This window comes from Thiovibrio sp. Mzg5, assembly GCF_055379285.1.
In genome coordinates this window covers 729,511-755,341 of record NZ_AP022872.1, presented here as the reverse complement: position 1 = coordinate 755,341, position 25,831 = coordinate 729,511, and the positions used below count along the sequence as shown (strand labels likewise).

At 57.6% G+C, this 25,831-nt stretch carries 24 protein-coding genes and 1 pseudogene; 2 read left to right on the top strand and 23 right to left on the bottom strand.

Features of this window, described 5'->3' with window-relative positions; translation table 11 throughout:
• Positions 1-5: 5 nt before the first annotated feature.
• The 10 genes from rimM to ileS all read right to left on the bottom strand — a co-directional run bounded on the left by rimM (position 6) and on the right by ileS (position 9,491).
• A complete protein-coding gene (gene rimM / locus ACZ46D_RS03440) occupies positions 6-578 on the bottom strand; it encodes a ribosome maturation factor RimM (RefSeq protein ID WP_464928638.1) in 573 nt (190 codons plus the stop codon).
• A gap of 5 nt (positions 579-583) precedes the next feature.
• Positions 584-814: a KH domain-containing protein gene (locus ACZ46D_RS03435; protein ID WP_464928637.1), complete on the bottom strand. Its 231-nt coding sequence runs from the start codon at positions 812-814 to the stop codon at positions 584-586.
• 6 nt (positions 815-820) lie between these two features.
• The gene (gene rpsP, locus ACZ46D_RS03430; RefSeq protein ID WP_464928636.1) at positions 821-1,069 is read right to left on the bottom strand and encodes a 30S ribosomal protein S16; all 249 of its coding nucleotides are present in this window, start codon (positions 1,067-1,069) and stop codon (positions 821-823) included.
• 85 nt (positions 1,070-1,154) lie between these two features.
• Positions 1,155-2,519: a signal recognition particle protein gene (gene ffh / locus ACZ46D_RS03425; RefSeq protein WP_464929247.1), complete on the bottom strand. Its 1,365-nt coding sequence runs from the start codon at positions 2,517-2,519 to the stop codon at positions 1,155-1,157.
• A gap of 313 nt (positions 2,520-2,832) precedes the next feature.
• Positions 2,833-3,579: an SAM-dependent methyltransferase gene (locus ACZ46D_RS03420; RefSeq protein ID WP_464928635.1), complete on the bottom strand. Its 747-nt coding sequence runs from the start codon at positions 3,577-3,579 to the stop codon at positions 2,833-2,835.
• A gap of 195 nt (positions 3,580-3,774) precedes the next feature.
• Complete coding sequence (locus tag ACZ46D_RS03415; RefSeq protein WP_464928634.1) at positions 3,775-4,290, bottom strand: hypothetical protein; 516 nt, start codon at positions 4,288-4,290, stop codon at positions 3,775-3,777.
• Positions 4,291-4,422: 132 nt separating this feature from the next.
• Positions 4,423-4,797, bottom strand: coding sequence for a hypothetical protein (locus tag ACZ46D_RS03410; protein WP_464928633.1), 375 nt, complete (start codon positions 4,795-4,797; stop codon positions 4,423-4,425).
• Between the two features lie 356 nt (positions 4,798-5,153).
• Positions 5,154-6,095 carry an ACP S-malonyltransferase gene (gene fabD / locus ACZ46D_RS03405; RefSeq protein WP_464928632.1) on the bottom strand — a complete coding sequence of 314 codons (942 nt, stop codon included), beginning with the start codon at positions 6,093-6,095 and terminating at the stop codon, positions 5,154-5,156.
• A gap of 106 nt (positions 6,096-6,201) precedes the next feature.
• On the bottom strand, positions 6,202-6,705 hold the full coding sequence (gene lspA, locus ACZ46D_RS03400) for a signal peptidase II (protein ID WP_464928631.1): 504 nt from the start codon (positions 6,703-6,705) through the stop codon (positions 6,202-6,204).
• Positions 6,702-9,491 carry an isoleucine--tRNA ligase gene (gene ileS / locus ACZ46D_RS03395; RefSeq protein WP_464928630.1) on the bottom strand — a complete coding sequence of 930 codons (2,790 nt, stop codon included), beginning with the start codon at positions 9,489-9,491 and terminating at the stop codon, positions 6,702-6,704. Before ileS ends, lspA begins: the two co-directional genes overlap by 4 nt.
• A gap of 411 nt (positions 9,492-9,902) precedes the next feature.
• Here ileS and ACZ46D_RS03390 point away from each other — a divergent pair, with 411 nt between their 5' ends.
• Both ACZ46D_RS03390 and ACZ46D_RS03385 read left to right on the top strand, forming a co-directional pair.
• Positions 9,903-10,661, top strand: a complete 759-nt coding sequence (locus tag ACZ46D_RS03390; RefSeq protein ID WP_464928629.1) for an ATP-binding protein — start codon at positions 9,903-9,905, stop codon at positions 10,659-10,661.
• A gap of 215 nt (positions 10,662-10,876) precedes the next feature.
• Complete coding sequence (locus tag ACZ46D_RS03385; RefSeq protein ID WP_464928628.1) at positions 10,877-12,772, top strand: flagellar hook-basal body complex protein; 1,896 nt, start codon at positions 10,877-10,879, stop codon at positions 12,770-12,772.
• A 134-nt stretch (positions 12,773-12,906) separates the two neighbouring features.
• On the opposite strand, the pseudogene ACZ46D_RS03380 reads toward ACZ46D_RS03385, so the two are convergent.
• The 13 genes and pseudogenes from ACZ46D_RS03380 to flgC all read right to left on the bottom strand — a co-directional run bounded on the left by ACZ46D_RS03380 (position 12,907) and on the right by flgC (position 25,829).
• Positions 12,907-13,239, bottom strand: a pseudogene (locus ACZ46D_RS03380) (type II toxin-antitoxin system HicB family antitoxin).
• Positions 13,240-13,804: 565 nt separating this feature from the next.
• Positions 13,805-16,234: a flagellar hook-basal body complex protein gene (locus ACZ46D_RS03375; RefSeq protein WP_464928627.1), complete on the bottom strand. Its 2,430-nt coding sequence runs from the start codon at positions 16,232-16,234 to the stop codon at positions 13,805-13,807.
• A gap of 41 nt (positions 16,235-16,275) precedes the next feature.
• Positions 16,276-16,944 (bottom strand): flagellar hook assembly protein FlgD, encoded by a 669-nt coding sequence (locus ACZ46D_RS03370; RefSeq protein ID WP_464928626.1) that lies wholly within the window; start codon positions 16,942-16,944, stop codon positions 16,276-16,278.
• A gap of 20 nt (positions 16,945-16,964) precedes the next feature.
• Positions 16,965-18,755, bottom strand: coding sequence for a flagellar hook-length control protein FliK (locus tag ACZ46D_RS03365; protein WP_464928625.1), 1,791 nt, complete (start codon positions 18,753-18,755; stop codon positions 16,965-16,967).
• A gap of 487 nt (positions 18,756-19,242) precedes the next feature.
• Positions 19,243-19,737 carry a MotE family protein gene (locus ACZ46D_RS03360; protein ID WP_464928624.1) on the bottom strand — a complete coding sequence of 165 codons (495 nt, stop codon included), beginning with the start codon at positions 19,735-19,737 and terminating at the stop codon, positions 19,243-19,245.
• Between the two features lie 37 nt (positions 19,738-19,774).
• Entirely contained in the window at positions 19,775-20,224 is a 450-nt protein-coding gene (locus ACZ46D_RS03355) for a flagellar export protein FliJ (protein ID WP_464928623.1), read from the bottom strand.
• Between the two features lie 26 nt (positions 20,225-20,250).
• Entirely contained in the window at positions 20,251-21,573 is a 1,323-nt protein-coding gene (locus ACZ46D_RS03350; RefSeq protein ID WP_464928622.1) for a FliI/YscN family ATPase, read from the bottom strand.
• A gap of 40 nt (positions 21,574-21,613) precedes the next feature.
• Positions 21,614-22,057 (bottom strand): FliH/SctL family protein, encoded by a 444-nt coding sequence (locus ACZ46D_RS03345; RefSeq protein WP_464929246.1) that lies wholly within the window; start codon positions 22,055-22,057, stop codon positions 21,614-21,616.
• Between the two features lie 12 nt (positions 22,058-22,069).
• The gene (locus ACZ46D_RS03340; RefSeq protein ID WP_464928621.1) at positions 22,070-22,357 is read right to left on the bottom strand and encodes a hypothetical protein; all 288 of its coding nucleotides are present in this window, start codon (positions 22,355-22,357) and stop codon (positions 22,070-22,072) included.
• A complete protein-coding gene (gene fliG / locus ACZ46D_RS03335) occupies positions 22,350-23,375 on the bottom strand; it encodes a flagellar motor switch protein FliG (RefSeq protein WP_464928620.1) in 1,026 nt (341 codons plus the stop codon). The genes ACZ46D_RS03340 and fliG overlap by 8 nt, the downstream gene beginning before the upstream one ends.
• Positions 23,376-23,378: 3 nt before the next feature.
• The gene (gene fliF, locus ACZ46D_RS03330) at positions 23,379-24,989 is read right to left on the bottom strand and encodes a flagellar basal-body MS-ring/collar protein FliF (protein ID WP_464928619.1); all 1,611 of its coding nucleotides are present in this window, start codon (positions 24,987-24,989) and stop codon (positions 23,379-23,381) included.
• 38 nt (positions 24,990-25,027) lie between these two features.
• A complete protein-coding gene (gene fliE / locus ACZ46D_RS03325; protein WP_464928618.1) occupies positions 25,028-25,327 on the bottom strand; it encodes a flagellar hook-basal body complex protein FliE in 300 nt (99 codons plus the stop codon).
• Between the two features lie 64 nt (positions 25,328-25,391).
• Positions 25,392-25,829: a flagellar basal body rod protein FlgC gene (gene flgC, locus ACZ46D_RS03320; protein ID WP_464928617.1), complete on the bottom strand. Its 438-nt coding sequence runs from the start codon at positions 25,827-25,829 to the stop codon at positions 25,392-25,394.
• Positions 25,830-25,831 lie beyond the last annotated feature (2 nt).

Below are 25,831 nucleotides of genomic sequence, written 5' to 3'. Positions count from 1 at the left end.
GAGCTTCAGCTCGCATCGCCAGGCGTCCCACCCGCATTCATTTCCAACAGCCCCGGAGGCGGGGTGACCATCAGCGCCTTGCCGTCCGGAGAAAAACCAGCCACACATTCGGCAACCACCGGGATCAAATACTCGCCGCCCGCCCCGGTAATCACCAGAATATCATGAGCTGGGGTGGCCATGATCGAGGTGACCCGGCCCAACTCCTGCCCGGCATCGCTGCGCACGGGCAGCCCAACCAGTTCATGCCAGTAAAAGGTTCCGGGCCCGAGGACCGGCAAAAGCTCCCGGTCGATTCGCACCTCCCAGCCGCGCAGCCCTTCCGCCGCGCTTCTGCCAGAAAGTCCGGCAAGCTGAAGGAGAACCAGGTTGCCCAAAGGCCGGCACAGTTCAACCTCATACGGCTTGGCCAGCCCCTGGACAGGTTCGACCAGGGTCAGCAGCCGGTAGCCGCGAAAATCATCAGGTCTGCCGGAAAAAGGGTAGACCTTGAGCTCACCCTTGATGCCATGGGCCTTGGCAACCTTGCCCACCGCAATCTGCCCGCCATGGGCAACGCCGACATCAAGGATTTCCAAAAAGCCTACTCCGCTATCTCAAGACGGGCCTTGCGGTTGTCCTTGCCGGCGGCGGCAGAAAGCAGCGAACGGATGGCCCTGGCGGTGCGGCCCTGTTTCCCGATCACCTTGCCAAGATCCTCCTTGGCTACCCGCAACTCAAGAACAACGGCGCCATCGCCTTCCGTCTCGGTAACCTGGACGGCAGAGGGATCATCCACCAACGAGGTGGCTATGAATGCGACCAGATCCTTCATGGAGTCTTATGCCGCCACTTTGGCGGTCTTGGCCAGCAAGCTCTTCACCGTGTCGGAAGGCAGGGCGCCCTTGTCGAGCCAGATCTGAATCCGATCCTGCTTGACGATAACCTCGGCGGGCTGCTTGCAAGGGTCGTAGGTGCCGACCACTTCAAGAAACTGCCCGTCGCGGCACGCCTCGGCGTTGGCTACGACAATGCGGTAAAAAGGTTTCTTCTTGCGGCCCATTCTGGTCAAACGAATCCGTACAGCCATGTAATGTTTCCTCCTGTGGGTTATTCAACTTATTGACAGGACACCCATGGGCGTCCTGTGCGTATTCTCATATAAAAGTGCGGACCTACCGGAACAGCCCCTTGGGCCGTTTCTTTTTCTTCGGCCCGCCGACAAAGGCGCCCAGTCCGCCGGGCTTGCCGCTCATCTGCTTCATCATCTTGAGCATGTCCGTGTAGCTCTTGATGACCTTATTCACATCCTGCACCGTGGTGCCGCTTCCCTTGGCGATGCGTGTTCTGCGATTCGCGTTGAGGATAGCGTGGTTGCGCCGTTCCTTGAGGGTCATGGAGTTGATGATCGCCTCCACCCGGCCCAGCTCTTTTTCATCGGGCTTGGGCATGTCCTTGAGCTGCTTGATCCGGCTCATCCCCGGAATCATGCCCATGATCTGCTCCAGGCTGCCCATCTTCTTGATCTGCTGGATCTGCCCAAGAAAATCCTCCAGGGAAAACCCTTCTTTCTTGAGCTTCTTGGCGAGCTTTTCCGCCTTGTCCTTATCAACAACCGCCTCGGCCCTTTCGATCAGGGTGAGCACGTCGCCCATGCCCAAAATCCGGGAGGCGACGCGATCCGGATGGAACGGCTCCAGGGCGTCCAGCCCTTCGCCCATGCCGACGAACTTGATGGGCCGCTGGGTCACTTTCTTGATGGACAGGGCCGCGCCGCCGCGGGCATCGCCATCCATCTTGGTCAGGATCACGCCGCTGATGGCAAGATCGAGATTAAATTTTTCCGCAACCGTGACCGCGTCCTGGCCGGTCATGGCATCGGCCACGAAGAGAATCTCGGCGGGCTGCACCGCATCCTTGATCCGGGCCAACTCCCCCATGAGCTCCTGATCCACATGGAGCCGGCCGGCGGTATCGACGATCAGCGTATCATACCCACCGCTCTGGGCGGCAAACACGGCCTGCCGGCAGATGGCCACCGGATCCTGGTCGGTGGTGGAGGGATGCACCGGCACCCCGAGGCTCTGGCCGAGAATGGTCAACTGATCAATGGCCGCTGGCCGGTAGACGTCGGCCGGCACCAGGTAGGGCTTGCGGCCCTTGCCCTGCAACATTTTTGCCAGCTTGCCGGAGGTGGTGGTCTTGCCGGAACCCTGCAAGCCAACCATCATAATGACCACGGGCTGACGGCCGCTGAGCTCTAGGGTGGCGGTCTGCCCGCCCAACAGCTCGACCAACTGGTCGTGAACGACCTTGATCACCTGCTGCCCAGGGGCCAGAGAGCCAACCACTTCCTGGCCAAGCGCCTTCTCGGCGACCGTGGCAACAAACTCCTTGGCAACCTTGAAGTTGACGTCGGCTTCCAGCAGGGCCATGCGCACTTCGCGCAGCGCCTCCTGGATGTTTTCCTCGGTCAGCCTGCCGTGGCCGCGAAGCTGTTTAAAAACATCATGTAACCGGTCTGAAAGCGACTCAAACATTCTGTCAATCACTCAAGCAGCCTGCGGGGAAACGCCCGGCAGCCGCGATAATTCCTAAAAAAAGACACACCTCACCCTCTCCGGGCCGGAAAACGGACAAAGATACTGTGCCGGGCACTGGTTGTCAAGTACCAAATCTGCCAACAACTGCCCCCACCCTGTACGAATCTGAATCTTTTTCGAAGACGGCAATTTAGTTGACCCCTTAGTTGCACGTTGCCCCTAAGAAATGAATTCAGACGCAATCACATTTCGGCGAGCCACCAGATGTTGCGCGGCACAGCCGTTGACGATCCGCCGGATGCGCCAAGCATCACCGAGGCATCAGCGCGAACACACCCCAGCCCAGGTATTCACGCGTGTAAGCGGCGTAGCGCTCGGGTTCCGAGGTCAGTTTGGCTCGAACCTCTTTGGCTAACTCGTCGCCGGGATTGGCTTCAAGCCATCGGCGCATGGTGAGCCATTTTGCCGCCTCGTATCTGTCCCAGCCGTCTTGGTCAGCCAGAACCATTTCCACGACGTCGTAGCCAAGGTGGCCGAAAGAGGCGAGAAGTTCCGGAAGCAGGAGAAAGTCGGAGATTGAGTTGGCAAGACACCCCTTGGCAACATCTTCCGTCGGCGGGAACTGCCGCCAGTAGGGCTCACCGATGAGGATGATCCCTCCGGTGCGCAGGCTCCGCGCCAGAAGCTCGATAGTGCCGGCGACTCCCCCACCGATCCAAGTGGCGCCGACACAGGCTGCCACACCGACCTTTTCGTCAGAGACATAGCCGGCAGCATCGCCATGGATGAACGTGACTTGATCGGCGACGCCGAGTTCTTCAGCACGGAGTTTCGCTTGCTCGGTGAACAACTGGCTCATGTCGATGCCGATGCCGATGACGCCGTGATCGCGTGCCCAGGTGCACAGCATCTCCCCCGAACCGCTGCCGAGGTCGAGCACTCGGGCCCCCGATTCCAGACGCAGCACCGCACCGAGAGTGGCGAGCTTTTCGGGGGTAATCGGGTTGTGGATGCGGTGAGCACTCTCAGTGATGTTGAATATCCGTGGGATGTCCATTGTGGGAAATTTCCTTACGGGTGTCTTCGGGGGTCAACGCTGTAATAACCTGCCGCGCCCGGTGCTTGCAGCAACATGCCAGCAGTTCTCGCGGTCAGGTTAATTGACGTTGGTGGGCATATTTTTTTATGGGATCTAAATAGTTATGCCCAGTTTTCAGCCACAGAATTGGGCAAGCATAGTAAACCTTTCGAATTACACCAATCCTGGTGCTTCGAAATTTAGACTTTCCCATATTCGGTCAGCATGGAGCTTGAGCTGCTTATTTGACGTACCGTATTTTTTAAATAGTGCGTCGAGCAACCTATTCACGGCAACATCTCGTCGCTTAACTTCGCGCTTGAGGGCAATAAGTTCTTGTTCGATTTCAAGCCGCCCTTTCGGGTCTGCGAGACGCCCTACATTGCGTGTAAGGAAACCATGGACAAGTTCATTTCGCTTGTCCACTCCCTCACCAAGAAATTCATCGAGATCTTTTGGAATTTCTATTCTTTCGCGTAATAACTTGAGCAAAGCGCCCAAGGTTTTTTTCGAATGGAAATCCCAAGACGCCTGAAATGCGCCTTCTTGGCCTTTGGAGGTCTCGTGCTTCATAAAGGACAGAAGTAAGCAAAGGCTAGATTCAAAACATTGGCAAACGAAAACGGCTTTGCCGAATTCTATGAATATGGGCGCCATTAATTCAGACGTGTTATCTGTGCTTGCAGACATCCCTTGACTCCTAAAATATACCTGAGATGGCAGTCGCCCCCGCTCGAACGATTATTTTTCCAAGTAATCAGAAGCACGGTTTTTTCTTCGCGCAGGCCCGGAGCATTGCAGGGTTGGGCCTCGCGGGTTCATTCATTGGGGGCCAAACCTCTGGATGGCCCAGGCAAGTACGAACCAGAGCACATACCTGCCCACGAGAGTGAAAATGCCAAAAGCCAGAAGTCCTGTTTCGCGTTCAAAGCGAGACTGCTTAAGGATGGACGCAAGCTCTTCAGAAAAAGATTCATTGTTCGTTGAGAAACCTGTCGTCAGCATCCGAAGCACTTGCCCGTGCTGTTCGTCCGCCCACATGCCACGTTGTTCAATGGCAAACATGATGGCGACAAAGACGGCACCAAAGAGAACCCGTTCGGATGTTCCCCAGCCAGCAACCGTAAGCAAAGCATAGAAGACGGCCGTACCCAGAGCGGTCTCAATGAGCAAGATGAGATAGTCGTCATTTGTCATGTTCAATACCCCGAGCGATTTTAAGATGCCCAACATTAGTTATTATAGAGTAAACAAGGCCAACCCTGACGCATTGCATGCTTGTTTTTTCCTGATTGCGGGGCTATGCGGGATGTTATGCGGAATACGGATAAATCGTGCGAATTCTTATTCGTCCGCTGTTTCACCGCAATTTCTGGGCAACATATGCACCGTCAGCTACAATCCCATGCACCTAACAGATTGTCAATGCTGAAAAAATACGGGAATAGTTGGCGTGCGCGGGGAGAAACAGGGGAGTGTTTGAATGGATAGGCAGACAAGGCGGGAACCCGAACAGGATTTCCCGCCTTTCTCCCTTCAGGTTTGCGGTTTCCTTACAGCTCCTCCAGCATCTTCGCCAGCCCCTCGGGGGTGTCGAACTGAAAGCAGCGGTGCTCGTAGTCAGGCGGGATGATCTTGCCCAAAAGCCCGGTGAGCACCGTCTTGGGGCCGACCTCGATAAAGACCCGCACCTCCTCGGCCATCAGCCGTTCCACAATCTCCAACCAGCGGACGGTGGAGGCGATCTGCCGGGCCATGATCTGCCGGATCGCGGCAGGGTCGCTCTCGGAAGCGGCAGTGACGTTGAAGAGGACCGGCGTGGCCGGGGCGTTGAAGGTCACCTTGGCCATGGCCGCCTCGAAATCCGGGACCGCGCCGGCGATCAGCTCGCTGTGCCAGGCACCGCTCACCTTGAGGGGAATCGCCTTGCCGCCCTTCTCCTTGACCAAGGGCGCGGCAGCGGCAAGGGCAGCTTCCTCGCCGGAGATCACGATCTGCTCCGCGGAGTTGTGGTTGGCCACGGTGATCTTGCCGGCAGCCTTGGCGCTTTCCACGATCCCGCGCACCGCCTCGATGGGCAGTTTCACCACGGCCTGCATGCCGCCGGGATTTGCGGCAGCCTCGCGCTCCATCAAGCGGCCGCGTTCGGTGACCAGACCCAGGGTGTCTTCGGGGCTCACGATCCCGGCGGCGGCAAGCGCTCCGTACTCGCCCAGGCTGTGCCCGGCAAAAAATGCCGGTTTCACCCCAGCCCTGGCTAAAGCCTGCCAACAGATGAGATTCATCACGGTCATGGCCGGTTGCAGATGCACAGTACGGGTCAGCTCCTCCATGGGGCCGTCCTCACAGAGGCGGGTGAGCGGAAAGCCGCTGATTGTTTCCGCTATGGCCATGAGGGCGCGGGCCTCGGGGTCCGTTTCCAAAAATTCCTTGCCCATGCCCAAAAACTGGGAGCCCTGCCCCGGAAAAAGAACCGCTATCTTTTGCTCTGCCATAACCGAACTCCAATATTTTTTTCTTATTATATCAATCTATTAAAACACAGACAAAACACCCTTCAACATCCTCAGGGCGGACGGTATTCATCGTAACAACTATTGACTATTGGCCTTTTTCACTTTCCTGCGGCGGGTACAAGATGCTACCCAGGATGAACAGGCCAACCCCGACGGTGATGGCCGAGTCCGCCACATTGAAGGCCGGCCAGTGGTGGGTGCCGACATAAAAATCCAGAAAATCCACCACTGCGCCAAACCGGAGCCGGTCGAGGAGATTGCCCACCGCACCCCCGGCGATCAGGCCGATGGCGTGGGCAAAGATTCTGCCTTGCTTACGAAACTGGTGAAAGGAAAAGGCCAGCACCCCGATGGCGGCCACGGCCACCCCGACAAAGAAGACCTGCCTCCAGATGGTCTGGGCTCCGGCCAGCATGCCGAAAGCCGCCCCGGTGTTGGTGAGATAGGTCAGGTTGAACAGGCCGGGAATGACAGGCAGCAACTCAAACATGGCAAAGCGGTCCATGACCAGGGCCTTGGTCGCCTGATCGAGGGCAACCACCGCCAGCAGCCAGGCCAGCGGAATGATGGGCGAATCGGGCTTTTTCAATTGCGCACCACAGCGGTACAGCGAGGGCAGAGAGTGGGATGCTCGGTATCGCTGCCCAACTCCTCGGAGCGCAGCCAACACCGCTCGCATTTTTCACCCCTGGCCGAACGCACCAGCACCGAGAGCTCCGGCAATTCGAGGCTGACAAAGCCCGGTTCCGGCAGGGAACCCATCAGCTCCATCCTTGAAACAATGGCCACGCTTTGCAGGGTCTCCCAGTTGGCGGCCAGAAATTCACCCAGCTCGCCGGACGCCGCCACCACCACCTCCGATTCCAAGGAATGGCCGATAACCTTGTCGCGCCGGGCAATCTCCAGGGCCTTGGTCAATTCGCCCCGCACCCTTAAGACCTTGTCCCATTTCTCGGCCAGGGGTTTGTCGCTAACCCGCTCCGGCTTCAGCTCCGGAAAGAGAGCGACACAGACATTATCTCCACGGTGGGCTTTGCCGGGGAGAAAATCCCAAACCTCCGCCGCCATGAAGGTGAGGACCGGGGCCATGAGCCGGGTTAGGCCATCGACGATCTCATAGAGGGCGGTCTGCGCGGCCCGCCGTTCGCGGGAATTGGCGGGCAGGGTGTAGAGCCGGTCCTTGAGCACATCCAGATAGAGGGCGCTCATGCTCACGGTGCAGAAATTGGTCAAGCCGTGGAACACGGGATGGAACTCGAACCCCTCGTAGCCCTTGAGCACCTTCATCTTCAACAGCTCGAACTGATAGAGGGCCCAGCGGTCCAACTCGTCCATCTCGCTGTCCGGTACGGTGTTGGTGGCCGGATCGAAATCGTAGAGATTGCCGAGGATAAAGCGCACCGTATTGCGGATCTTGCGGTAGGCATCGGCCAGCTGCTGGAGGATGGTGTCGGAGATCTTGATATCGTCGCGGTAATCCTCGGAGGCCACCCAGAGGCGCAGAATCTCAGCCCCGTATTTCTTGATGATCTCTTCCGGGGCGATGACGTTGCCGATACTCTTGGACATCTTCTTGCCCTGGCCGTCCACGACAAAGCCGTGGGTGAGCACGGACTTGTAGGGCGGGATGCCCCGGGTGCCCATGGAGGCTAAAAGAGCGCTTTGGAACCAGCCGCGATGCTGGTCGCTGCCTTCGAGATAGAGATCGGCCGGAGCGGCCAACTCGGGACGCTCTTCCAACACGGCGGCATAACTCACCCCGGAATCGAACCAGACATCGAGGATATCCTCTTCTTTAACGAACTCGGTGCTTCCGCATTTCCTGCACTTGGGGTCAGGCCCGACGAAATCGGCCAGCTCATGGCTGAACCAGGCATCCGCCCCCTCTTTTTCAAACAGGGCGGTGATGCGGTCCATGACCGCCTCGTCATTGAGCACCTCGCCGCATTGCTCGCAGTAGACCACGGTCAGCGGCACGCCCCAGGTGCGCTGTCGGGACAGGCACCAGTCCGGCCGATTCTCCACCATGCCGAGGATGCGCTCCATCCCCCATTGAGGGATCCAGCGCACGTCCTTGATCGCGGCCAGGGCCTTGTTCCGCAGGTCGTTGGCCTCCATGGAGATGAACCACTGCTCGGTGGCCCTAAAGATCACCGGCTTCTTGCAGCGCCAGCAATGGGGATAGCTGTGGGAGATCTTGGCCTCCTTGATCAGCGAGCCCTGTGCCGCCATATCCGCGTTGATCTGCGAATTGGCGTCAAAGATAAAGAGCCCGGCATAGGGCCCGGCCTCCTCGGTGAAGCGGCCGTCGTTGCCCACCGGCGAAAGCACGGGCAGATTGTAGTTGATCCCGGTCAGGTAGTCTTCCCGGCCATGCCCAGGCGCGGTGTGCACGCAGCCGGTGCCGGTGTCCAGGGTCACATAATGGGCCAGGACCATGAGCGACTCGCGCTCCAGAAACGGATGCCTGCACTTTTTTCCTTCCAGCAGCTTGGCGGAGAAGGTGGCGATAATCTCGTAATCGTCGATGCCCCATGCAGCCAAGGCCTGCTCCACCAAACCCTCGGCCAGGAGCAGCACCTCGCCCCCTACCCGCACCGCAGCATAGGGGTAATCGGGATGGAAGGCCACGGCCAGGTTGGCGGGCAGGGTCCAGGGGGTGGTGGTCCAGATCACGGCGGAGACCTTCTCTCCGGCCAGGGCAGGGATGACCCCGCCCAGATCCTCGGCCACCGGAAATTTCACATAGATGGAGGGCGAGGTATGATCGTAATACTCCACCTCGGCCTCGGCCAGGGCGGTCCGGCAGGAGGAGCACCAGTGCACCGGCTTCTTGCTGCGGGTCACCGCGCCGGAGAGGAGAAAGCGGTTGAACTCGCGGGCAATGGACGCCTCGTACTTGTAATCGATGGTCAGATAGGGATTTTCCCAGTCGCCCAGCACCCCGAGCCGCTTGAACTCATCCTTCTGTTTCTTGACCCATTTCCCGGCGTAATTCCGACAGGCGCCCCGGAAGGCGAGCTTGCTGATCTCCTTTTTTTTCGGGCCAAGATCCTTGTCCACGTTGAGTTCGATGGGCAGACCGTGGCAGTCCCAGCCCGGCACATAGGGGCAGTGAAAACCCGCCATGCGCTTGGCCTTGAGGATGATATCCTTGAGGATCTTGTTTAAGGCGTGGCCCATGTGGATATGACCGTTGGCATAGGGAGGGCCGTCGTGCAGAATATAGAGGGGCCTGCCCGCGGTCTGCTCCTGCACCTTGGCGTAAAGATCGGACTCCTCCCAGGCCTTGAGAACCTCCGGTTCCCTTTGGGACATGTTGGCCTTCATCTTGAAATCGGTTTGAGGCAGGTTCAATGTCGCCCGATAATCCATGGGTGATCTCCATCTATTCTAAGGACTTAAGCTGCATATTGGGAACTGAGGTCAAGCGAACAAACATACCAGCTCGCCCGCAAGTTGCAAGGTAAAATCGCCGGGATTTCGGGCGGTTCGCCCCTGCAGCCGGCTTTCCCTTTGACATTCCCCGGTCGGGTTCCTATATTGGATGGGTTCATTACCAAAGAACAAATCAACGCGAAGGAGCAGCGAGATTAAGGGGATAAAATCCCCTCCCCCCTTGCGGGGGAGGGTTAGGGTGGGGGGGAGACGGCATCTGTGACGGTGTTGCCGCTTTCACCCACCCCCCAACCCCCTCCCGTCAAGGGAGGGGAAACTTAGAAGTGTCAACAGCGCTAATAACCGAACAAGCCTCCGCCTTAAAAAGACGATTACTGGAGAAATCAGATGCCAAAAATTATCGCCCTGGCGGGCAAAGGCGGGGTCGGCAAGACCACCATCTCGGCCCTGCTCCTCAAATACCTGACCGAACGGAAGATGACCCCCATCCTGGCCGTGGATGCCGATGCCAACGCCAACCTCAACGAACTGTTGGGGCTGAAGCTTGGCGACACCGTCGGCCAGATCCGCAAGGAACTCAAGGGCGACATGCCGCCCAACATGACCCGGGACCAGTACATGGAGATGAAGGTGCACCAGGCCCTGGTGGAGGCCGCCGGCTTCGACCTCATGGCCATGGGCCAGCCCGACGGCCCGGGCTGCTACTGCGCGGCCAACCAGCATCTGGCCATGACCATGGATCATCTGGCTACCAACTACCAGTACATCCTGGTGGACAACGAGGCGGGCATGGAGCACTTAAGCCGCATGAACCTGCGGGATATCGACTATCTCATCGTGGTCTCGGACCCATCGGCCCGGGGCATCATGACCGCCAAACGGATTGCCGAACTCACCGGACCGTTGGGAATACAGATCAAGAAAAAATGCCTCATCGTCAACCGGGTGCCGGAACCGGCCAGCAAAGAGTTACTGGCCAAAATCGACGAGGCGGTTCAATCCACCGACCTGCCCCTGGGCGGCCTTTTGCCGGCAAGCAACGAACTGGTGGCCCAAGAAATCGCCGGCAAATCCTACCTGAAGCTCGACGGTGAGGTTCCGGTGGTGCAAAAAGCCTTCGCCATCTTCGACGCGCTGCTGGGTTAGCCCCGGACAGGCAACAACCTCCCCTCCCCCTCCCAGACTTGCCGCCGCCGGAAAAATTTTCCCGGTTCCCGCCAAGGCACGCCCTGCAACTTCCCCCCATAACAACCTGAATTAACTAACAATACCAATAATTCCACCACACTGTTCTTCTGGCATGAGTTTTGCTTTACAACAATGCGGCAGCTCCATATCCAGAACACCACATGAGGCGCACTATGGATTTATTGGCATCTTTCTACAATGGGTTAAGCGGCGTGAACGCCATGGGCCAAAAGCTCAACGTCACGGCAAACAATGTGGCCAATGTCAACACCAACTCCTTTAAATCAGGCCAAACCCAGTTCGCGGATATCTTTGAAACCACCCTCGGCTCCCTCTCTTTTGGTCACGGTGTCCAACTTGGCCAAATCGGAACCTCCTTTACAGACGGCTCGCTCGAAACCACTGGCAAGGCCACGGATATGGCCATCAGCGGCCCTGGTTTTTTCATGGTCCGCCGGGATGACGCCACAGCGGCGGACACCTACACCCGTTCCGGAAACTTTAAACTAACAGACCACCTGGGCGCGGAACTCAACGCCTCCAACCTGGTCACCCAGACCGGCCAATTCGTGCAGGGCTACAACTTGAACGCCAGCACCGTTTCGCCCACCGTGGCCAGCGATATCCTGATCAAGAACATCGCCCCCCAGTCGGCAACCAGCCAGGTACAGCTTGTGCTGAACCTACAGAACAATCCGGCCCTGCAAGAACCCGCCGCCAGTCCGGTCAACCTGTTTGACAGCTGGGATGGGACCAACACGACCCAGCCCATCGCCACAAACAATTACGACTATAAAACCTCACTGACCATCTACGGCGCTGGCGATGAAACCGCCGGTTTTGCAACGCCCTCGGCCACCTATGACCTGACGGTCTATTTCGACGCCACGAAAAACCCCAACGAACAGGAATTCATGGTCACCTGCGATCCTGCCTTGGATCAGCGGCTGAACGCCGGAGGCACCCGCTACGACAGCGCAACGGATAAAGGGGCAGGCGCTCTGCTCTACGGCGTTCTTTCCTTTTCAAACAGCGGCGACCTGACCAATATCCAATGCTGGAATGTGCCGCCCGATGGCACCGTTGCCCCAACCACCCCCGCCAATCTGCTTACCTTGGCCAGGGGCGAATCCTACTACAGCTTCGACTTCAATTTCACCGGCACACCAACCAATAATTCCTCAACTCTGAGCTTTGGCACTACTCCGACGCCACAGGCGGTGATAAGTCCCGCCGCGGCGTTCAGCTCGGCCACTACCTCGGGGCGCATCAGCGCAACCTCCTCCTGGGATACAGCCTCCGACAGCCTGGGGAACACCGTGCAGGCCGGGGACACAATCACCCTTCAGGGCGTTACCGGAGATGGAACCCCTGCCTCGTACACCTACACCGTGAATTCTACCGAGACGGTGGCAAATTTCCTTGCCGGGATAGAAACCCAATTTGCCTGCACAGCGGGAATCGTCGATGGCCAGCTCACCCTCACCGACACCGAAGTGGGAGCAAGCCAGCTGGCAATCTCCTCGATTACCCACACTAACGCAAACGGGGCTACCCCCCTCACCGATCCAACCATTGCCCAGATCTTCGGCAACCAGAGTGCATCCTTCACCGTTGACCTCGGAGACCGGTATCAAGCATCAGGGCTGACCACCACCAACTATGCAACCCCTTCATCAATCCTGTATCAAAGCCAGAATGGTTACGGAAAAGGCAGATTGCAAGATATCAGCGTGGACAGCGAGGGATTTATCACCGGGCAGTACTCAAACGGCCAGAACATCCAACAGGCCCAGCTGGTGCTGGCTAACTTCATGAACCTGCAAGGGTTGCAGAATATGGGCGACAACAGCTTCGTCGCTTCAGCTGAGGCCGGCACCGCAATAATCGGGACCGCTGGCCAGCCATCCTTCGGCACCGCCTCCAACTACAGCCTGGAGATGTCCAATGTTGATCTGGGCCGGGAAATGGTGGATATCATCACCACCCAGCGCGGCTTCCAGGCCAACGCCAAAAGCCTTTCCACCGTTGACGATCTGTACGAAAAACTGCTCCAGATGATACGGTAATCATTCCAATCCTAGACTTCCCTCCCTCGACAAGGGGCAGGGGGGGGTGGGTGGAGGTGCCGACGACCGTGTCCTGGGCAGCTCCCCCTCACCCCAACCCTCTCCCGCCAGGGGAGAGGGAGTTCGCCTCCGCTCTACGCCTGCGCCGCCTTCTTGATGATTTTCGCCGCCCGCTGATTGAGACTTTTTCCTGCAAGCGCCGCAGCTCATCGCGCTGCCGCGTGTCCCTCCGGCTGCACCCGCAACATGAGCTTGCCGGCTGCCGGCTTCTGCGGTTCTCTCCCGATTTTTTCACAGGTTTCAACGTAATCATCGACTGCTTCTTCAAAGGCAGCATGCAACTCTTTTACTCTATCGGCATGGAATCCAACGATATCGTGGTTGCCAGCGATATGGCCGACAAAGATATCATCGCGCGCGTCAAACTCAATCCGTGCCGCATATCCCTTGTAGTTCTCGGTATTCATTCTTTTACTCCTGCCGCTAAAAGAAATACTAGGACATCTTCAACCTGATAGGGCTTTGCAACCTTTGAAGGCTGCAGCCCATGGAAGGTGCCAACCGTCTTGTTGATTACAAATCGTACCCGAGAACCAGGAGGGCCTTCGATGGTTTCCGCACCAAGCGCACAAACAAAGCCTCGACACAGCTCCATTCCACGGTTTTGCATGTCGGAACTGCAAAAATTGCCTCAAGCGTTTTTTTTGTGCTTGCTGTTCATGCCCTATAATAGCGGAGCATCCCTCAATCTGCAGTCACATTTTGATAGCACTATCGGAAACGACACAGAAGATCAAGGCAACGAAAACTCCCTCTCCCCCTGCGGGAGAGGGTTGGGGTGAGGGGGAGCTAGCCAAGATAAGGTCAGTCGGCACCTTCACCCACCCCTCGATCCCCTGCCGTCGAGGGAGGGGAAGACGTGTTGCCTCGAACACACGACAGCAGCGAAACAGATTTCCCCACAAAAAACCGGCGGCCCGGAAACATCTTCCGAACCGCCGGATCAGGCAGGAGACCTGGACTAAAAACGACTTACCGCTTGATGTTGATCAGGTCGGCCAACATCTCGTCGGTGGTGGTGATGATCTTGGAGTTGGCCTGGAACCCACGCTGGGTGGTGATCAGCTTGACGAACTCCGCGCCGAGATCAACGTTGGACTGCTCCAACGAGTTGGGCGAGATCGTGCCCAGGCCGTTGGTTGCCGGTGGACCGGTGATGGGCGCACCGGACTCGCTGGTTTCCCTAAAGACATTACCGCCCTCCTTGCGAAGCCCTGCCAGGTTGTTGAAACTGGCCAGAGCCACCTGGGCCCTTTGCAAGACCTGCCCGTTGGAATAATTGCCGGTGATGATCCCGGCGGTATCCACGGAAACCGACTGGAGAAAGCCCGCGGCAAAGCCGTTCTGATCCTGGAAGATGGTGGTGGAGCTGTTGGCGTACTGGGTAGTGGAGAGCGCCTCGGTGCTAAAGGATGTGCTCACTGTAGCCCCGACGCGGCTGCCATCCTCGCCGCTGGTATCGGCATTGATGATAGTGTAATCGTTTGCCGCTGCGCCAAAGGGGATATCTCCGCCCGAGGCGGTACAGCTATCAACCAGAAGCGCACTGGGGGTTGCGCCGATCACATCGGCCTGGCGGTCGGTGAGCACCAAACGGCCCGCGCCGTCAATGGAGGCCTCGGCATCAAATGCGTTCTCCAGCCAGGAAAGCAGATGCTGCACCGTGGCATTTGCCCCTCCTCCCGTTGTGAATGGGGGGCCATAGCTTGTTCCCACTGTAAATACGCTATTCACGTTCGTGCCATCTCCGCGCTTTCCGACAAAAGTCAGCGTATCATTTAGAACAAGAGCGCTGCTGGCACTGTCAAACACGCTGGTCAACAGGGTATCGGCGGTAATCGGCGTAGAACCGCCAGCGGCGGTCACGGCCCTCCCTGTGGAGACAACCTGCCGCTTGGAGGTTGTGACATTAAAGTTGTTCGTGGTGGCAGTGCTGGCACCAAAAGGGTTCACTCCAGTGTCGAATCCAAAAGTGGTCACAGCCAGGCCGCTGGGTCCGCCACTGTTGTCGGTCATCACGATTCTGCCCGCCGCATCGATGGTGCAGGTGCAGTTAAAGCCGTTGAAGGGGGCGGTATCATTTGCATTCATCGCATCCAGTAGATCCTGCACCTTGCCAGCGCCGAGGGGGGGAATGGTATAGGAACCACTGACCGCGGCGCCATTGTTCCGATATCCCGTCCAACTTATCACCGCCCCGGCAGCAACAGTGGCTCCCGTACTGTCCTTCACCGCACTCCATTGAGTCTCTTTGGTAATCGGCGTGATACCGGCGTCGATGTAGCCCCCGCTGCCGCTTACCAGTATCTGACTCATGGCAGTGCTTTGCCCGCTGTACCGGGCGCCGAGATTCAGGGCGATCTGCTGATTGGTCGTGGCACCGGTGAAATTCGCGTCAAAGGAGTAGTACTGGTCCGTATTCCCCAAAGTAAGCCGGTTGGTGTTCTGGGCCGGGTCTACGGCACCGTCGGGGGGCACGTTCCAGGCCGACATATTGTTGATGGCGCCGGAGGTGGAAAAATCAATCTTCCCGTACAACAGGGCGCCAGCACCCTTATGGCTCTTGTAGTTGTAGGTGGCGTCCGGGGTGTAGATGGAAGCCTCGTCGTTGCTGCCATCCACGACGCCGGCGGCGTCAAGACCAGTGCCCAATCGCCGATTGTCTTCGCTGGGCTCGCAGGTCACCAGAAACTCCCACTGGTTATCCTTGGTGGTACGGTCGAAATACACGGTAAGATCATGGCTTGCACCCACGGAGTCATAGACCTTGATGGCCGTGGTGTACTCGTAGGCATTGGAACTGATAGGGGAGGTGGGTACCGGCAACGCCGAGTTGGTCCCATTCCAGGCTTCGAATAGATTAAGTTCGTTAACCTCGTTGTTCTTCCGGGAATCCACGTTGGCAATAACCTGGACGCTGGTGGTCGCAACCGGCGGGGTGGTCTTGCCAAGGTTGATGTCACCGATGGTGCCCTGTCGCTCGCCGGAGGTGGTGTCCAGGGTCCACCCCTGGACAAAATTGCCGGTGGGATTGACCAGATAGCCCTCCTTATCGAAACGGAACTCCCCGGCCCGGGTGTACATGTCCGCTTCGGCGCTGCCTGCGGCCCGGAGCATAAAAAAGCCCTGGCCGCCGATGGCCAGATCAGTGGCGGTGGAGGTGGACTCAAACGAGCCCTGGGCAAATATGCCGTCGATGGTGGTCATGGTCACACCGCGTCCGACCTGGGCCGCGCCTGCGGCCGTGGCCACACTCTGGGAAAGAACATCCTGAAAGGTCGCCCGGCTCGATTTGAAGGCGATGGTGTTGACGTTGGAAACGTTATCACCCAAAACGCTCATGGCGTTGCCCATGGTGCTGAGACCACTGATACTTGCGTACAACGAACTTGAAACACCCATGTTCTACCTCCTGTTTTCTTGTGCTGTATTTTTCATTGGTCTCACTTCACCACCAAGATATCTGCCACATTCATAGCGATGGAATTATCCACGGTTACCTGGGCCTTGCCGCCGTCAAAATTCACCCCGGTGACCCGACCGGTTGAACGGTAATCAACATCAACTTTCTGCCCTAAGGCATTTATGGCAACCACGTTGTAAGTGTACTGCCCATCGGGAACCACGGTGCCGCTGGGTGTTGTCGCATCCCAAGTCAACTCATGGATACCAGAGGCGGCATACCCCAACTCAACGGTGTCCGCCATGCGGCCTGCCGAGTCATAAATCTCAATCCGGCAGGAATCGGCGGCATCGGCCAAGGTGTATTCCGTGGTCGAAACCTTCCCAGCCACCACGCCCATGTTGTTTCCGGCCCCCTGCACCTCTTTGCCGATCAGGGTCAGGAGCTGGAGATTGTTCTGCGACACCTGGTAACCAAGCAATTTTTCCAGGTTGTCGGACATCTTCATGGTGGCTTCCATGTTGGAAAACTGGGCGAGCTGCGAGGCCATGTCCGTGCTGTCCATGGGCTCCAGCGGGTCCTGATGCTGCATCTGGGTGATGAACAGAGTCATGAAATCGTTACGATCCAGGGTTTTCTTGCCCACCGTTTTCACGGCTGCGGCATCCTGGGTCGGCAGAGTCGAACTGGTGGTTGCTGTGGTAGTCATTGTTTTTTCCTCTCTCGTTCTCAGGCAAACAGATCAACACCGTTTTCACGGCCAATTCCGGGCTGCGCCCGCTGGTAGAGTATATCCTCGGGCAGATCCGCCAGAGTTGTCCTCCGTTGGCCCGCCCCTTTTTCCAGCGAACCCGCCTGGAACTGCTGCCAGGCTTGGTTGCTGTCATTGTTGTCCCGGCTCAAGGACACCATGCATTCACCCATGGTAAAACCTTGTTTTTCCATATTTTCCTTAAACTGCTCCAGGTTGCTTTCCAGCACCTCTTTGACCCGGGAATTCTCCATGGCAAAGGAAACCGCAACCTGATTGTCGCGCACCGTCATCTCCACCTTGACTTCGCCCAATTCCTTGGGATAGAGCTTGAGAACCAGATGATGTTCCTGATTGCGCAATCCCTGGAGCACGCCCTGGGAAAGCTGGACGAAACTCTGTTGCTGGAGGCCATGGGGCATGTTGGGAATATGCACGAAAGGTCTGGCTGCCTGACTGGAAACGGCGGTCGCGCCGACAGATTCCGCCTTGGCCGCCACGACAGCTTCGGTTTGAAAGATGGAACTGTTTTCGGTAAAGAGTTCACCGCTGGCAGAGGCGTTCTTGCCGTCTTGTCCGACCTGCCCGTCGTGGTCCATGGCAAGAACCGGTTTCGCGGTTTCCCCGTCAAGCAGCGCTGCGGCATCCGCGTCCTGGGAGGCAAAAAGATTCTTGGTCTGGTCCAGCTTTTTCTCCAGAGCCGCTTCCGCAGCTCCCTGCTGTACCTTGACCTTGGAAAAATCAACGCTTTTCATGAGCTTTTCAAAAATAGCAACCACCGAACCCTGAACGGCGGAAGAGAGACTCGGCCCCTTGGTTTCAAAACCGGACTTGGTCAGCACCTCCTGCAGATCCGCAAGAAAGGAAAGCGGCTCTGCCTGGAGCCTGTTGGCCTTCACCTCCTGAACACCCTGCTCCAACATGTTTTTCAGCCGATCCAGGGTGAGCGTCACCGGCGGGCCATCCTTAACCAGACCTTCGATAACCGGCAACCGCTCGGGTAACAGGGCTCGCTGCAACTGCTGGGAGACCCCGGCATTGGCAAGAATATCCTGCAACTGTTCCGCTTCAACCGGAGTGATATCGGTAATTCTTACTTCGGGCAGATCCTTCAGCCCGGCGAGAAATTTTTGCAGATCAAGGGTGTTGTCTCCCCGCACCGCTGTCTCGCTGATCTTGCTCACCTCGGCCACGGGGACGCCGAGGCGTTCGAGAAAGCTCTGGAGAAGCGGCAGATCGGTTTCCGGCGCGGTCACGGGTGCGTCGTCTTGCAAGGTCTGGAAATGGCGGGAGAATGAGGCAAGAAAATCGGCAAGATTCAACTTGCCGTCCTGGTTCTTCATTTTTTCCAGGAGCGCGGTCATTTGGCTTTCGTTCATGCCCGCATCCTTGGCGATCTTCTGCAGAAGCTCGGGATCAGGCACCGGGAATGACCATTCTCCAGGTCCCAGTTTTTGATCGCCTGCGCTCTTCTGGAGATCCTGGACAAACAGCCCCAACAAGGCGGCGACGGTGGTTGCCTCATCGGCCCCTTCCTTCTTTGCCGAAGCGGTGGCAGACGCCTTCCGGTCAGCGGCGGAAGCAAGGGTGGCCTTGGCTTTTTGTGTACCGAGAAGGTTGCTTTTGCCCCGGCGTTCGGTGGCCATCTTCTTTTCCATATAGTCGGAAAAGTTCGACCCGGTTTTCTGGCCAGCGGGGGTTTTCGTCTCAACCGCCGCCGTTACCTGGGCCTTGGGGGCCTGCACAATGGGAATCATGAGTGCGTCCACTGAAAAACTCCTCGCCTGGGAAGATTGATCTTGCTTTTGCGCCCGGATGGAGCGCACTTGCCAATGAGCAAAAGCAAAAGGTGTGCCACGATGGAATCAGCCAGCGCCACATATAGCTATAATACTGAAAAAACAATAAGTTACATAATATCTATAACCAGTGGCGCTCCCTGAAAATAAACCGCGAGGGCAGCAAGAGAGGAAAAGAATTCCCCCACCAAAAACCGAGAGAGGGATGAGGAGGCAGGGTTGGGCAAGAATTGCCGGGAGCTGAAAATGAAGAGCAAGATGACAAGGTTCCCTCCCCACTTGCGGGGGAGGGTTCGGGTGGGGGGGGCAGGGCTAGCGAGCATGGTCATTCAGGAGGTCGGCACCTTCACCCACCCCCCAAACCCCCTCCCGTCAAGGGAGGGGGAGAATAGGACAAAAAAAAGCCCCTCCGGCTAACCGCCGGAAGGGCTGAAAAATCAAAACCGGACAACACTCCTTAGGGCAACCCAAGAAGCCTGCTCACCCGCACCGCCTTGTCCTGGCCCAGCTTGGGGATAATCTTCGCCACCGCCTCGGTTTTCATGGCTCGCAATATCTCCACCGCCTCGGCATCCTCCATCTTATCAAGCAGGGGCGCCACCTTGGAGGGACTCATGGCGCTGTAAACCTTGATCAGGTTTTTAAACTGCTGATCTTTGCCCTTAACCGCCCCGCCAAGCTGTCCCTTGAGTTCTTCCTGCAGAGCGTTGAGCTTGGTGTACTTCTCGTCCACCTCCTTGTTCAGGGCGGAGAGTTCCTTCTCCTTCTCGGCCATGGCCTTTTCCTTGGCGGCCAGGGCATCTTCACGCTCCCTCAACCCGGCGGCACCGGAAATCTCCTGGGGCGTGAGCCTTCCCGGGGGTTTCTCCTCGGTAAAAGCAGGGATGGTCACCAGCAGGGTCAAGAGCACGGTGACAACTTGTATAAGGTATCTGCGGTTGCTTTTTTTCATGGTCCCATCCGAGGGGTTGTGGAACCCCCGTCCCTGCCTAGTGGAGATTTCCCTTACGTCCGAAACGAAGCACCATCATCTCGTCCGCCTCGTTCTGCTCTTTCTTCAAGCCAGCCAGGAGGAATTTCTGATAATCCCGCTCCCTGGCCTTTTCCATAACCTTTTTATCCTGCACCTTGGAGGTCAGCTCTTCCCTGGCCCGGGCAACAGCCCCACGCTGGGCCTCCAGCAAGGCTTGCCCAGCCTCGACCTCCTGCTCCTTGCGGAAGATGCCCTCCACATAAAAAGCAAAAATCGGGGCCAGCATCTGTTGCTGCTTTTCTTCTTCAAACTCGGCAATCAATTCCTGCCGCTGCTGCTTCAACGCGGCAAGCTGCAACTTCTGCTGTTCAAGCAGGGTGAGTTCCCTGGCCAGTTTCTGCTGGGCAAGCTCTTCCAGATTCCGCCGCAACCCAAGGACTGTTTCAAGCCTGAAATGATAGGCCATTGTTCCCTCTCCGTGGACCTTTGGCCCTAAACCGCCTTATCATCAGCAAAAATCGCCGCCAGCTGTTGGGCGCTTTCGGCAAAGGAAACCTTCTCGTCCACCTGCTGCTTGAGATAGCCGTTCAACCGGTCGATCATGGCAATGGCGTTGTCGATTTTCGGATTGCTGCCCTTGGCATAGGCGCCGATATTGATCAGGTCTTCCGAGCGGCGGTAAGTGGCCATGACTTCCAAAAATTTATGGGCGACGCGCACCTGATCCCTAGGCACAACATCGGTCATACACCGGCTGATGCTGCCCATGACCTCGATGGAAGGGTAATGCCCCTGACTCGCCAAATCACGACTCAGGATAATATGACCATCCACGATGGAGCGCACCGCGTCGGCGATGGGCTCGTTCATGTCGTCGCCCTCCACCAGCACCGTGTAGATGCCGGTGATGCTCCCCTTGCCCATGCAGGTTCCAGCCCGCTCCAACAATTTGGGGAGCTGCCCGAAGACCGAGGGGGTATAACCGCGGGAGGTGGGCGGTTCGCCGATGGCCAGGCCAACCTCCCGGCTGGACATGGCAAAACGGGTGACGGAATCCATCATCAGGATCACATCGCGGCCTTTATCCCTAAAAAACTCGGAGATAGCCGTGGCAAGATAGGCCCCGCGCATCCGCACCAGGGGCGGTTGATCCGAGGTGGCCACCACTACCACGGAACGGGCCAGCCCCTCGGGGCCGAGATCCCGCTCGATAAAATCCTTCAACTCCCGGCCACGCTCACCGATCAGGGCGATAACGCTGATGTCGGCGGCCGTATGCCTGGCGATCATGCCCAACAAGGTGGACTTCCCCACGCCGGAGCCGGCAAGAATCCCGATGCGCTGGCCCTTGCCCAGGGTCAACAGGCCATTGATCGCCCGCACCCCCACGTCCACCGGCTCGAAGATGCGCTCCCGCTCCATGGGATTTAAGGGCGTGGCATAGAGGGGATACTGCATCTCGGCGTGCAGAGGCCCCTTACCGTCCATGGGATTGCCCAGGCCGTCAATAACCCGGCCCAGCAGAGATTCGGCCACCGGCACCCCGGCCTGCCCGCCCACCAGCCGAATGGCGCTGCCCGGTTCAACCCCGCGCATCTCGCCTAAAGGCATGAGCAGAACCCTGCCTTCCCGAAAGCCCACCACCTCGGCCAGCACCGTGCTCTGATTCTTGAAAACCGAAACCTCGCAGATGCTGCCCACCGGAATACCAGGCCCCAGGCTCTCCAGAACCATGCCGATGACCTGGTTCACCCGGCCGCCCACGCTCACCAGCGAGGTATCCTGGGCAACCTGGAGACAGTGGGAAAGATTCATGGCATCATCATCCTTGCAAAAAGCTGACCGCTTATAGCTCTCAGCTTTCAGTGGTATTCGCGGCCATGGCCGCGAGAAAGGCCTGCTCAACCGCACCATACAGCCTTGCCTTGCAGTTTTCCAGGGTGGCGTCGATCTCGCCGAAATCTGTTTTCAGGAAACAGCCGCCCACGGCAATGTTGGGGTCCTCCACAAGCTGGATCCGGTTCTTGCCCTCGATCAGGCGGGAATTCTCCAGGCTCGCTTTTTTTAGTCGGCCAAAATCATCGCCATGCAGATGGATCTGCACCGTGGAGTTTTCCACCACAAATTCCATGGCTTTTTTAAGACAGGCCTGGATAACCAGGGGATTCACGGAAACCTCGTGGTACACCAGCCGGTCCACCATGGTGGTGATCAGCTCGAGGATACTCTCTTCATGCTGCCGCAGAAGCGCTTCCCGCTCCCCATCCAGGGCGGCAAACAGCGCGGCAAACTCTTCCAGCTGCTGCTCATACTAGGCCAGCCCTGCCGCCTTGCCTGCGGCCTCGCCCTTGGCCAGACCATCGGCATAGGCTTCCTCCCGGAGTTTTTCCGCCTGATCCCCGGCCTGGCGAATCATCTCAGCCGCCTCCTCCATGGCAATCTCCTGCGGAGACCTATGCTTTGCAAGCCGTTTGGCGTCAGCGCTGCCAGGCTTGGTCTGCCAGAAATCCTCAAAGGAGAGGAAATCTTCCGTTTCCAGGCTTGGCCCGGTCTGCGTCGGCACCGCACCATCCTGCTGTCGCTTGATAACCTTAGACAAATTCGTCCTCGCCGCCACCGCCGCTCATGAGCTGGATCTTGCCTTCCTGCTCCAACCGTTTGGCGATCTTGATTATGGACTGCTGAGCGGCCTCGACATCCTTCACCCGGGTCGGCCCCATAATTTCCATGTCTTCCTTGAGCATTTCCACGGCCCGTGAAGACATACAACTGAAGATCTTTCCCTTGAGCTCCTCAGAGGCGAGCTTGAGTGCCAATTTCAGATCATCGGTGCTGACCTCCTTGAGGATAGACTGAACCCCACGATCGTCCACGCCCATGAGATCTTCAAAAACAAACATGAGTCGACGGATTTCATCGGCCAGATTTTCCCGCTGTTCTTCAATCCCTTCGAGAATAGACGCCTCCAGACCCCGATCAGCATTATTCAGGATTTCGGCCACGGCCTCCACCCCGCCGAGACGCTGGCCCTCCATGCCTTCCACGGAAAGCAACTCGTCTTGCAACACTCGGTCCACATCCACAAGAATCTCAGGGCTTACCTTGTCGAGTTCCGCCATACGCATCATAACTTCCACCTGAACATCCTCATTGAACTCCATGAGGATCTGGGCCGACTGAACCGGCTCCAAAACAGAAAGAACCAGGGCCACGGTTTGGGGATGTTCGTTGCGCAGGAAGTTGACCAGCACCTTGGGTTCGAGCTTGCGCGCCTTCTGAAAAAGGGTCAGCTTCCAGTCGGAACGGATTTCTTCCAGAATCTCGCTGGCCTTGTCGCTGGAAAGCGCCCGCTTCAATGCGCCTTCCAGCATTTCGTTACCGGAAAGGAAGATGTCGGTATCACCGGTATCGGCCTTGAACTCATTGACCAGGGCAGTCAGGTCTTCTTTATCGACCTTGTCGATCCTCGCCATCTGTCGGCCAACCTGTTTGATATCCTCGGGATCGAGCCGCTGGAAAACCTGGGAGGCAAACTCCTCGCCCACGGTGAGCAGAAAGACCGCCGCTTTCTCCGGCCCGGTGAGGGCTTCACCGCCCTCTTTTCTACCTTTACTCATGGATTAGACCTCTTCACGTAACCAGCGACGCACTAGATCCGCGGCCCGGTCAGGATCGCTCTGGGCCAGCCGGTAGATTCGTTCCTGATCGCTGATCCCGCGCGGGGCAAGGGTAAGATCTTCTTCCTCGGCCGCAAATCCGCCGACTGCGGGAACATTCCCGCCAGGTCTGGACATGCCGCCGCCGGTGCGGGTCTCCAACTGCTTAGTTGCAAGAATTTTCAGAAACGGCTTGATGACGAAGAGGAGCACAAGAACCGCAACCAACAGATAGACCAAGGGCATGGCCAGCCATTCCATCATTGCCCGCCATTTTTCCATGGCATCCACCTCCGGTTCGGGAACGGCAGAGAGGGCAAAAGGCAGGCTCGCCACTTCCACCTGATCGCCCCGCTCCTCGCTATAGCCAATGGCATTTTTAACCAACTTGTCTAAATTCCGCATTTCTTCAGGGCTGCGCGCCTGGTATTTTAGACTCGTCTTTCCATCCTTGTCAACGCTCTTTTCGTAGGAGCCATCAACCATAACGGCGATGGACAATCTTTTGACAGCCCCGCCCTTATCCTGGGTGTGCTTGGTCTGCTTGCTGATCTCGTAATTACGGGTGACATTGTTGCGATTGTACCCGGCAGCGCTCGCTCCTGCCCCGCCCTCCTCGGCAAAGGTGGCAAGCTCGCCCTTGACCCCGGGGATCCCTTCAGGATTGGCGCCCCCCCGCTGATCATTTTCCGTGAGCATCTGCTCGCTGCGTACCACCTGGGCCTCGGGATCGAAACTCTCCTCGGTCCGCTCAACCTTGTTGAAATCCACTTCCGCGGTGACCCGCGCCCTGGCCCGGTTGACGCCAACCACCTCCTCCAGCATGGTTTCCACCTTCTGCCGCAGGGTGTCTTCAATCTTGATCTGGTACTCCAGCTGGTTGCCGGTGAGTACCCCCTCGCCCTCTCCCTGTTTTCGGTAGAGCAAACGGCCGCTGGTATCGACCAGGGTGATATTTTCCGTGGTAAGCCCTGGAACCGCGCTGGCCACCAGATTGACAATGCTCTGAATCTCATGCTGGCTGAGTTTTTCCCGGCCGCGCAGCTTGACACTGATCGAAGCGGTGGGGGGTTTTTCATCCTCGATGAACACCGACTCCTTGGGGGTGGCGATATGGACCCTGGCTTCGATGACCTGCTGGAAATTACGGATGGTTCTTGCCAACTCTCCCTGCAAGGCCCGCTGATAGTTCAAACGCTGGACAAAATCGGTCTGCCCAAAGCTCGTCTGGTTGAAGATCTCAAAACCAACGCCGCCGCCCCTGGGCAATCCCTCGCCTGCCAGGGTCAACCGGACCTCATACACCTGCGAAGCCGGAACCAGGATGGCCCCGCCATCATCCGACAACTTGTAGGGAATACGCTGATCCTTGAGTTTGGTCAAAACCTCGCCGGCATCTTCCTGGTTCAGTCCGGAAAAAAGAACCTTGTAGGAGGTTTCCTTGCTGGTGGTGGTCAGGCTCAAGAGGCCGCCAACCACCACGGCGATCACCACGGCCCCGAGTATTTTCTGGGTCATGCTCAGGCCCTTGGCGATGGAAGCGATCTGCTCAAGAATTTCTTTTGGGGTAGCCATGCTCTGTTCCTTTCCCTAAGAGTTTTTCAACGTCCTAATTAGATCTGCATCCTCATGATCTCACGGTATGCGTCAATAACCTTCTGCTGCACCCGGGTCATCATCCGAAAGGAGATACCAGCTTTTTCCATGGCGATCATGGTTTCATGAATATTGGCGTGTTCGCCGGCGGCAAGCCCCTGCACCAGCTGATCAGCCTCCTGAGTCTGGCCGTTCACCTCGGCAACCGAGCGGCTAAGAATCTCGGAAAACCCCGTACCCGCAACGCCTGGCGCTCCTGGGGACTTCAGCGGGGATGCCCCGGGCAGGCTGACCGGCTGCATGCTAATCTCTTTCATCTATATACCTCCAGTTACACAGGGTTTGCTTGACAAATAAGCCCACACCATTTTCAACCAGCAACTATCTGCCGATCTCCAGGGCCTTGAGCGCCATATTTTTGACAGCATCCAGGGCCGTGACGTTGGCTTCATAGGAACGCCGAGCGCTCATCATATCCACCATCTGCTCGGCCACGTTAACATTGGGAAAACGAACCACCCCGTTGGCATCGGCGTCCGGGTGCGATGGATCGTAGACTTCCTTGAACGGCGCCTTGTCTTCGCTGATCTGCACCACCTCGACCTTGCGGAGCCGCTCGGTGGTGGAGTTGAGCGTGTCCTGGAAATTCACCCCTTCCAACGGCTTGGCCGCGAAGACCACGGATTTGGCCTTGTACGGCCCGCCTTCCATGGTCCGGGTGGTGTTGGCATTGGCCAGGTTCATGGCCGCGATGTTGAGCCGGGCCCTCTCCGCCTTGAGGGCGGAGCCGCTGATCTGCATGGCGGTTAAAGTATCCATTT